The organism is Curtobacterium oceanosedimentum (assembly GCF_020297365.1).
GTDB lineage: Bacteria > Actinomycetota > Actinomycetes > Actinomycetales > Microbacteriaceae > Curtobacterium.
In genome coordinates, this window is record NZ_JAIXIG010000051.1 from 1 (window position 1) to 9,078 (window position 9,078).

Consider the following 9,078-nt stretch of genomic DNA (forward strand, 5'->3'; position numbering starts at 1 on the left):
CCGCTCCCGGCCAGCTCCACCAACACCCCGAGCTCGTCCCGGTTCGGCGTGACCAGGTCGGCGAGCTCGAGCAGGTCGGCCATCGCGGCCGAGGCGTCCTCGTCCAGCAACCGGTCACCGCTCGTCGCGACCATCACCGGGTCGACCACCACCACGGCCGGCCGGTGCTCCCGCAGCCAGTCGGTCACCACCCGCACCACGGGAGCGGTGCCGAGCATGCCCGTCTTCACCGCGTCGATGGTGACGTCGTCCGACACCGCGTCGAGCTGCTCGCGCAGGAACCCGACGTCCGGCACGTGCACCGACCGCACCCCGTGCGTGTTCTGGGCGACGAGCGCCGTCACGACCCCCATCCCGTACCCGTCGTGCGCGGCGATCGCCTTCAGGTCCGCCTGCAGCCCGGCCCCGCCCGTCGGGTCGGTGCCGGCGATGCTCAGCACGCGCGGGACGCTCATGCGCCCGCCCCGTGCTGCGCGGACCCGGTCTGGAGGCGCGGCGCACCCTCCGGCGCCCACCCCACTCCCGCCCCGTGGTCGGCTCCACCGCCCCAGGCCGCCACGTACGCCGCCGCGGCGGATCCGGGGTCGGCTGCGGCGCAGATGCCCGACACCACCGCGACGCCCGCGGCACCGGCGGCGCGCAGGGGGTCGACGTCGTCCAGGGTGACCCCGCCGATCGCCACGCACGGCAGGTCGGTCGCGGCGGCGAGCCGGGCGAAGCCGTCGTGGCCGAGCGCCGGCGGGTGGTCGGCCTTCGTCGCCGTGGGGTGCACGACCCCGACGCCGAGCAGGTCGACGGTGCCGCGGGGGAGTCGCTCGACCGTCGACAGGTGTCCGAGCGTGTTCGCGGTGAGGCCCACGTGCGCACCGGGACCGAGCAGTGCCCGGGCCGCGGCGACCGGCACGTCGGACTGCCCGAGGTGCACGCCGGCGACCCGGTGCCCGTCCCGTCGGGCGACGAGGGCGACGTCGAGCCGGTCGTCGACCACGACGGCGGCGCGGTCGCCCACCGCCCCGGCCACGGCGACGGTGAGCGCGAGCAGGTCCCGCGCCGACGCGTCCTTGTCGCGCACCTGCACGATCCGCACTCCGGCCTGCACCGCGGCCCGGACGACGCCGAGCACCCCGACGCCGTGCCGGTCGGCCAGGGCCCCGTCGGTCACCAGGTAGACGCCGAGGTCGCGCCGCTGCCCGGTCACGCCGGCACCGCCGCGGACTCGACGGTGATCCGGGCCGTCCGCACGACCTGCTCCGGGGTCAGCGACGCCAACCGGTCGAGGAACAGCGGCTGGAACGAGCCGGGTCCACCGGCCTCCTGCGCGGCGAGCTCCGCGGCGATGGTGTGCACCGCGGTGGCGGCGACCGCGGCGGCCCCGGCGTCGTCCGGCGACACCGCGGTGAACGCGGCGACCACCGCTCCCAGGGCGCAGCCGCCCCCGGTGATGCGCGTCAGCAGCTCGGTGCCGTTCGCGACCCGGACCACGCCCGTCGCCGGGGCGACCAGCAGGTCGACGGGACCGGACACGGCCACCGCGTCCACGAGCCTCCCGTCCTGACCCGGAACCGGACCCGGATCGGAACCCGTGACGGCGGCGATCGCAGCGGCGCGGGCGTCCTCGGTGCCCGCGGTGCTGTCGACCCCGCGACCACCGGCCGAGGCGCCGAGCAGCGCGAGCACCTCCGACGCGTTGCCGCGCAGCACCGTCGGGTGCATCGCCAGCAGGTCGCGGGCCAGCGCCGTCCGCACCGGGAGCGACCCGACGGCCACCGGGTCGAGCACCCAGGGCGTCCCGGCCTCGCGGGCAGCGGGCACCGCCTCGAGCGCGGCGACCCGCGGTTCGGCGTGCGGGGTGCCCGTGTTCACCAGCAGGGCGTCGGCGACCCGGGCGAACGGTCCCGCCTCCGTCGCGATGTCGACCATCGCGGCAGAGGCCCCGAGCGCGAGCAGCACGTTCGCCGTGACGTTCTGCACGACGGTGTTCGTGATGCAGTGCACCAGCGGGGCCCGGGCACGCACGGCCTCGAGCAGTTCGGCGGTCCGGTGGCCCCAGTCGTGGGTGGGCGCAGCGTTCTCCATGGACGATCCCTTCGCGAGTACGAGCTCGAGCAGGTTCGACGGGTGTGATCTCAGCCGCTGGTTGCGGCACCCCGTGTCTCGGGCGACACCGTACACGACGTCCGGTGACGACTCCGAGTCCGGGTCCGAGCACCGTGTGCCAGGGTTGGACCGTGCCAGACTCGACGCCTCCCGGGCCGCCACCCGGCCCCCGCGACCCCGGCGACGCCTGGGCGATCGGTCCCGACGGCACGAAGGCGTGGGGACGCTTCGGCGCCGCGGGCCTGCTCGTCGACGACGGCGCCGGACGCGTCCTGCTGCAGCACCGCGTCGAGTGGAGCCACCACGGCGGCACCTGGGGCATCCCCGGCGGCGCCCGCCACCAGCACGAGGCCGCCGTGACGGCCGCGCTCCGCGAGTCCGCCGAGGAAGCCGGCGTGCCGGACGACGCCGTCGACCTGCGCCACACGGCCCTGCTCGACCTGGGGTTCTGGACCTACACGACCGTGGTGGGGCGCGCCTCCCGGCCGTTCGAACCGGTGATCGCCGACCGCGAGAGCCTCGCGCTCTCGTGGATCCCGATCGACCAGGTGGACGCGCTCCCGCTGCACCCGGGGTTCGGAGCGTCGTGGCCGGCGCTCCGCGCCGTGGTGACGACCACGCCGCACGTCGTCGTCGACGCCGCGAACGTCGTCGGCAGCACGCCGGACGGCTGGTGGAAGGACCGCGCCGGTGCCGCCTCGCGCCTGCTGTCGTCGGTGACGGCGCTCGCCGCGGACGGGGTCGAGGCGTCGCTGCTCGACCTGCCGTTCGCGCGGTGGTGGCCGCGCTGGACCGTGGTGCTCGAGGGCGAGGCACGTGCAGCGTCCGACCCCGAGGCACGCGCAACAGCCGACCCCCAGGCACGCGCAGCCGCCGTCGACGTGGTCCGTGCCCTCGGCCCCGGCGACGACGCGATCGTCGAGGCCGCACGACGCGCGGGTGACGCCGGCGACGGGCCGGTCGTGGTCGTGACCGCCGACCGGGAGCTCCGCGCCCGGGTCGAAGCGTCCGGCGCGGTCGTGCGCGGACCGGGGTGGCTGCGCGAGCAGACCGACGCACGGAGCCGCCTTCCGCACTGACCGGGACAGCCCTGGTCGGTGCCGGTACGCTGGCGGTCCGTCAACGGAGACGCACACCCCCAGGAGGATCCCGTGGAGCGCATCACCAGGGCCGACGACCGCGTCCACCGCCCCGCAGGGCCGTGGACCCCCACGGTGCACCGGCTGCTCGCGCACCTGCACGAGCAGGGCTTCGTGGCCGCGCCGGAACCCATCGCCCTCGGCGACGCCCTCGAGACGGTGTCGTTCGTGCCCGGGGTCGCGGGGGAGTACCCCTGGACCGAGGACGTCGCGAGCGAGGCCGCCCTGGTCACCAGCGCCCGGCTGCTCCGGCAGTTCCACGACGCCGCCGCCACCTACCCGCGCGAGCACACCGCGGACGTCTGGTCGCAGGCCGACCGCGCCCCGGTCGAGACGATCGTGCACGGCGACTTCGCGCCGTACAACTGCGTGTACGACGGCATCGCCGCCGTCGGCCTCATCGACTTCGACACCGCGCACCCCGGGCCGCGCGTCTGGGACGTCGCGAGCGCCGTGTACCGCTTCGCGCCCTTCACCACGGGCGCCGTCGAGGGGGCCACCGCACCCCGGCTCGACGACCGCCTGGCACGGGCAGCGGAGTTCTGCCGCGCCTACGACCTCGACGCCCGGTCTCGTGCGGTCCTCGTCGAGACGATGATCGCGTCCCTCGTGGCCCTGGTCACCACGATCGAGCACGAGGCGGCCGCCGGCAACCCGAAGTTCCTCAGCGACCTGCGGCACGGGCACGCGGACCTGTACCGGGCCGACGTGGCCTACCTGGAGCAGCACGCCGACGCCGTCACCGCCGCCGTCGCCTGACGCCGACACCCAGTCCACACGCAGGGCGCTCGCGGCGGACTCCGACACCGCCTCGGGTAATGTCGCAGGGCCATGACCGACAGCCCCGCCGACGCGACCCCGTACGAGGTGCTCGGCGTCCCCGCCTCCGCCGACGACGACACCCTCCGCCGCGCCTACCGGCGTGCGGCCCGCGAGTCCCACCCCGACCTCGGCGGTGACGCCCAGCGGTTCCGCCGGGTGCAGCTCGCCTGGGAACGCATCGGCACCCCCGCGGCCCGCCGCGCCTACGACGTCGGTTCCCGCGGGTACGCCGGCCAGGCCGCCTCCGGTCCGTCCGCTGCGTCAGCCGGCAGGCCCGACACCGGTCGCGACGCCTACGCACCTCCGGCAGCGCGCCGCGACTCCCGCCCCCGGGCACGGTCCCACGGACATCCCGGCGGTCGCTCGCGCGAGGTGTTCCTGCAGGCGGAGCGCGAGTGGGTCGGGCTCGGCGACCCCATCGAGGACCCGTACGACCCCGCCCTGATCCGCTCCGCACCGCGACACATCCGGCGGCTGCTCGCCGAGGCCCTCGCCGAGGAGGCCACCGCCGCCATCGTGTCCGACATGGGCATCGGCGTCACGGTGTGGCACGACCTGGACGCCGGGTCCGAGGGCAAGCTCGACCACGCCGTCCTGACCCCGAGCGGACTCTGGGCGGTCGAGTCCATCGACTGGGGCGCCCCGGTGCGCGTCGAGCACGGCGAGGTCGTGGGGGAGACGCTCGCGGCGGGGGAGCGTCCGGTCAAGGAGCTCGTCCGTGCCGCCCGGGCCGTGCAGAAGCAGACGCGCGTGCGGTTCACCGGGCGACTGCTCGTCGTGCCGGACGCCGCGGTCGACGGGGACGTGCAGCTCGTCGGCTCGCCGAAGAAGCCGACGGCACTCGTCGTCCGCCGCAGCGCGCTCGCCCAGGTGCTCAACGGCGTGTGGTCGCCGGCCGGCTCGGTCGACGTCTTCGACATCCGCGACCGGCTGCAGCAGACCGTCCGGTTCGTCTGATGCCGGAGCCGGTCGTCATCGAGGTCGGCGGGTGGGAGCACGAGTGCTGCGGCCTCGCGGTCGAGATCGGCGACGTCGTGGAGTACTGGGTCGTGTCCGCCGACGGCGCCCGGCGGTTCGCGGAGGTCCGGCACGACGCGGCCAGGACCCAGTCGATCCGCGGCCGGGTGGTCGAGCTGTACGCCTTGGGCTTCGGCGGTCGGGTCGCGATCGAACGGCTCCCGAGCGGCTCGGCGCTGTGCGGCAACGACGAGGACGACGACGGGCGCCTCGAGGCACGGTGGACCGGGCAGCCGATCGAGGTCGAGTGGGACGGCGAGACGGCGTTCGAGGTCGTCGTCGACCCGTACGGCAAGCGGCGCTGAGCGGTCCGGAGCCGCAGGGCGGTCAGTACCCGCGGAGCTTCTCGAGGTCGCGGCGCTCCCGCTTGCTCGGGCGTCCCGCGCCGCGCTCGCGCACCGGCACGAACCCGGCCTCCTCCTTGGGCAGCCGCGGCGGGGTCCGGTCCTCGAAGTGCTTCGCCGCCTCGGGGGCACTCGTGCGCTTGAGGATGATGCCGGTGACCACGACGATCCGGTCGAACCCGTTCTGCCGGACGCGGACCTCGTCACCGGGGCCGATCGGCTGCGCGGGCTTCGCGCGCTCCCCGTTCACCCGGACGTGCCCGGCCTTGCACGCGGCGGTCGCGGCGGAGCGGGTCTTCGTGATCCGCACCGCCCAGATCCAGCTGTCCACGCGCGCCTTGGCCATCCCCTCACTCTAGGCCGCCCGTCCGCGCGGTACCCCGGTTCCGCGGTCGGTCGGGCCCGCCGTCGTACGCTGACACGGTGACCACGGGTGAGCAGGCTGCGATCGCGCGGGCCCGTGCCCTCGGGGTGCTGCACGACGCCGTGATCGGCGACCGGCTGGTGGTCCGCGCACACCAGGGCGACGGCGCACAGGACGCCCTCGGTGACCTCGTCGCGCGGACGGCCGACACCGTGACGATCGCCACGCGCCGCGGCCCCGTCGTGGTCCGGCTCGCGGACGTCGTCGCCGCGAAGCCGGTCCCACCGCCCCCGCCGCCTCGCGCTCCTCGTCGCTGACCTCGCGCCGTGCCACCCCGGCGAGCCGCCGCACCGCGCGCACGCCCCGCCCGTAGCCTCGGAGCATGGCAGTCCCCGTCCCGCTCGGCACCGAGGACCGCACCGCCCGCCTGACCCTCCGCCGCCCGGACCACTGGCGCCGCGAGGACACCGCACAGGCGGACCTGCGCGTCACCGGCGACGACGTCGTCCTCACCGTCCGCTCCCGTCCGAGCGACCGCGCGATCGGCGACGAGAACACCGGGCTCCTCGCACGACTGCCCGGTTCCGTCGACGGTCTGCTGCTGGTCGGCTGCGACCCCTGGACCACCGCGGGCGCCCCGGCACGACTGGTCGAGTACGTGCGACCCGACGAGGGCGGGGACGTCGCCGGCACGCACCTGCTCTTCGTCACCGGCCGACACCGTGTCGACCTGACCATCGAACGTCCGCTGGCCCGGCTGCTCGCGACCGACGAGCTCGTGCTCGCCGTCCTCGAGAGCGTGCGTGCCGCCGAGCCGGTCCCGGTCCGCCCCGAGCGCGACCTCGAACCCCTGCCGGCACCCGGGCCGGCTCCCGTGCTCGACGGGCCCCGACTCAGCGGAGCGGCCGTCGGGACGCTGACGAGCCTGGCGGGACGGCGGTGGGACCCCACCCTGCTCCGCACGGCCGCCGGCCGGGAACTCATCGACGCGGGCCTCGTCGGCCGTCTCGGCACCCTGCCCGAGGCGACCCAGGCCCTGCTCGAGCCCTGGCAGGGCGACGCCCAGCCGGTCACGCTGGAGCAGCACCTGCCCGACGGAGGCGTGTCGCGCCTCCAGGCCTGGTCGCAGACCGTCGTCGACGGGACGGACGAGGCGGGATCCGTGGTCGCGTCCGTCACGCCGGACCGCGTGGTCGCGCTGGCGGCCGGGAGGCTCGGCATCGGTCCGACGTGGACCTTCCCGTTCCGCACGGGGTCGCTGCCGGCGCACCTGCTCGGGCGGAAGCTCGCCGGAGGGGCGGACGCCCCGGACCTGCCGGCGTCGATCGTCGAGGCGGACCCGCGGCTGGCGCGGTTCTGGGCGGCGCCATGGACGGTCTCGTACCTGCGGCGTCCGGGGCGACCGAACCCGGTCACGATCGTGCGGGCCGAGGGACAGGGTTTCGCGCGCGTGGGGACGACGACGGCCGGGGAGACCGCCTTCCGGACGGACTCCCCGGCCAACGTGTACCGGTCGGTGGTGCGGGCGCTGCTGGGCTGAGCGGGGGACCGCGGGGCTGCGCGTGCGCTCTCCGCTCAGGCTGCGGGTCCGGCGGTCAGGGTGACCGTGACGGTCTTCGCCGCGCCGGTGGTGTCGGTGTAGTGCACCACGACCTCGTCGCCGACGTCGTGCGACTGCACGACCTGGGTCAGCTGGTCCGAGCTCGTCACCGCCGTGCCGTCGATGCTCGTGATGGTGTCCCCGGCGACCAGCCCGGCGCGCGCGGCACCGGAGCCCTCGACCGTGCCGGCGACGGCGACGCCGCCGGTGGCACCGGCGGTGCCGCTCACCTGCACCCCGAGGAACGCGGGGAGCCCGATGGTGATGGTGTCCGACGCCTCGCCGGCCAGGATCTTCTGCGCGATCGTCTTCGCCGTCGCGATCGGGATGGCGTAGCCGGTGACGTCCGCGCTGCCCGAGGACGCCGCGGTCGCCATGCCGACGACCTCGCCCTCGCTGTCGACGACCGGCCCGCCGGAGTCACCCGACACGATGTCCGCCGCGACCTCGATCAGCCCCTGCAGGGACTCGGTGCCCGTGCCGGACTCGCTCTGCACCTGGATGTCCTGGTCGGTGGCCGTGACGGTGCCCTCGGCGGCGACCAGGTCACCGGTGCCCTCGGCGTTGCCGACGTCGGTCACGGTGTCACCGACCGAGGGGTCGCCGTCGTCGTCGAGCGTGACGGTGGACAGCCCCGAGGCGTCGCGGAGCTTCAGCACGGCGACGTCGTTCGTGGCGTCGGCACCCACGACGTCGGCGGTGTACTCCTTGCCGGTGGTCTCGTCGGTGACGACGATGCTCGTCGCGCCCTGGATGACGTGGTTGTTCGTCAGGACGGTGCCGTCCGAGGTCAGGACCATGCCCGTGCCGGCGGCCTGCGACGAGCGGTCGTACCCCAGGACGGTGTTGATCGTCACGACGCCCCGCTTCTGGGCGGCGGTCGCCGCGGTGGCCGCGGACGGCGCCGAGCCGGTTCCGGTGCCGCTGTCCGTGCCGCTGTCCGTGCCGCCGGTCCCGTCGCCGGTGCCGTCGCTCGTCCCGGTGCCGTCGCCGGGCACGGTGAAGCCGTTCGTGCCGTCGCCGAAGCCGGAACCGGCGCCGGTGCCGGAACCGGAACCGGTGCCCGGCAGGGTGGTCGTGCCCTGGGACTGGCTCGACGTCGTGGTGGTGCCGTGCGAGGACAACCCGAACGCCGTCCCGCCCGCCGCCCCGACGATGGCGAGGGCCGCGACGCCGGCGCCGATCGCGAGCCCGATGCGACGAGGACGCCTGCCGGTCACCCCGGCGTGGTCGGCCGAGGCTGCGGCGGTGGCCCAGCCCTGGTTCGCGCCCAGCAGTGCCGGGCTGCCGACCAGGAAGGGGCCACGCCCGTCCGGTGCGTAGGCGTAGGGGCCGGAGCCGTCGGGCCCGTACAGGTACGGACCGGTGCCGTCGAACGCGTAGGCCGAGCGCAGGGTGGCCCGATCGGCGTGCGGCGCGTCCCAGGGGGTGCCGGGCGCCTGCTGCTGCGCGGACCCGGTGCGGGCGGTGCCGTTCTCGTCTTGGTCGGCGGCGGCGGGGTTCGGGGTCTCGTTCATCGGTGTTCTCCGGTCGTTCCTCGGCGGCCCGGTCGGGCGTCGATGGCAACCAGTACAGGGCGGTTCCCCATGACGAGCCTATGAACGGACCAAGTGCGCGCTCCGGGCTTGCTCGGGGGACGCCGTACGAGGGCGGGGGTTAGGGTTGCCTCACTCCTCATGCGTCCCGCCCCGTCCA

The 9,078-nt window shown here is 75.5% G+C and carries 11 protein-coding genes and 1 riboswitch; of the genes, 6 read left to right on the top strand and 5 right to left on the bottom strand.

Going from position 1 to position 9,078, the window contains the following annotated elements; all coding sequences use genetic code 11:
• The 3 genes from LEL83_RS15500 to thiM form a co-directional block, all read right to left on the bottom strand.
• On the bottom strand, nucleotides 1-455 hold a 455-nt coding region (locus LEL83_RS15500), incomplete at its 3' end, for a bifunctional hydroxymethylpyrimidine kinase/phosphomethylpyrimidine kinase (protein ID WP_225559491.1).
• Entirely contained in the window at nucleotides 452-1,198 is a 747-nt protein-coding gene (gene thiE, locus LEL83_RS15505; RefSeq protein WP_225559492.1) for a thiamine phosphate synthase, read from the bottom strand. The genes thiE and LEL83_RS15500, both read right to left, overlap by 4 nt.
• Nucleotides 1,195-2,076, bottom strand: a complete 882-nt coding sequence (gene thiM, locus LEL83_RS15510; protein WP_225559493.1) for a hydroxyethylthiazole kinase — start codon at nucleotides 2,074-2,076, stop codon at nucleotides 1,195-1,197. The genes thiE and thiM overlap by 4 nt, the downstream gene beginning before the upstream one ends.
• Nucleotides 2,065-2,160, bottom strand: a riboswitch (TPP riboswitch). Its footprint overlaps the gene before it by 12 nt.
• A gap of 68 nt (nucleotides 2,161-2,228) precedes the next feature.
• On the opposite strand from thiM, the gene LEL83_RS15515 reads away from it, so the two are divergent.
• The 4 genes from LEL83_RS15515 (at nucleotide 2,229) to LEL83_RS15530 (ending at nucleotide 5,380) form a co-directional block, all read left to right on the top strand.
• Nucleotides 2,229-3,176: an NUDIX domain-containing protein gene (locus tag LEL83_RS15515; protein ID WP_225559494.1), complete on the top strand. Its 948-nt coding sequence runs from the start codon at nucleotides 2,229-2,231 to the stop codon at nucleotides 3,174-3,176.
• Between the two features lie 72 nt (nucleotides 3,177-3,248).
• Nucleotides 3,249-3,995 (top strand): phosphotransferase enzyme family protein, encoded by a 747-nt coding sequence (locus LEL83_RS15520; RefSeq protein ID WP_225559495.1) that lies wholly within the window; start codon nucleotides 3,249-3,251, stop codon nucleotides 3,993-3,995.
• Nucleotides 3,996-4,067: 72 nt separating this feature from the next.
• On the top strand, nucleotides 4,068-5,015 hold the full coding sequence (locus LEL83_RS15525; RefSeq protein WP_225559496.1) for a J domain-containing protein: 948 nt from the start codon (nucleotides 4,068-4,070) through the stop codon (nucleotides 5,013-5,015).
• On the top strand, nucleotides 5,015-5,380 hold the full coding sequence (locus tag LEL83_RS15530; protein ID WP_225559497.1) for a hypothetical protein: 366 nt from the start codon (nucleotides 5,015-5,017) through the stop codon (nucleotides 5,378-5,380). The genes LEL83_RS15525 and LEL83_RS15530 overlap by 1 nt, the downstream gene beginning before the upstream one ends.
• 22 nt (nucleotides 5,381-5,402) lie before the next feature.
• On the opposite strand, the gene LEL83_RS15535 is transcribed toward LEL83_RS15530, so the two are convergent.
• Nucleotides 5,403-5,765 (bottom strand): RNA-binding S4 domain-containing protein, encoded by a 363-nt coding sequence (locus tag LEL83_RS15535; protein ID WP_198658264.1) that lies wholly within the window; start codon nucleotides 5,763-5,765, stop codon nucleotides 5,403-5,405.
• 77 nt (nucleotides 5,766-5,842) lie between these two features.
• Between LEL83_RS15535 and LEL83_RS15540 the strand changes: the two genes are divergently transcribed.
• Together LEL83_RS15540 and LEL83_RS15545 are read left to right on the top strand one after the other, a co-directional pair.
• Entirely contained in the window at nucleotides 5,843-6,100 is a 258-nt protein-coding gene (locus LEL83_RS15540) for a hypothetical protein (RefSeq protein WP_225559498.1), read from the top strand.
• A 65-nt stretch (nucleotides 6,101-6,165) separates the two neighbouring features.
• Nucleotides 6,166-7,323: a hypothetical protein gene (locus tag LEL83_RS15545; RefSeq protein ID WP_225559499.1), complete on the top strand. Its 1,158-nt coding sequence runs from the start codon at nucleotides 6,166-6,168 to the stop codon at nucleotides 7,321-7,323.
• 35 nt (nucleotides 7,324-7,358) lie between these two features.
• Here LEL83_RS15545 and LEL83_RS15550 read toward each other — a convergent pair whose 3' ends face one another.
• On the bottom strand, nucleotides 7,359-8,900 hold the full coding sequence (locus LEL83_RS15550) for a S1C family serine protease (protein ID WP_225559500.1): 1,542 nt from the start codon (nucleotides 8,898-8,900) through the stop codon (nucleotides 7,359-7,361).
• Nucleotides 8,901-9,078 lie beyond the last annotated feature (178 nt).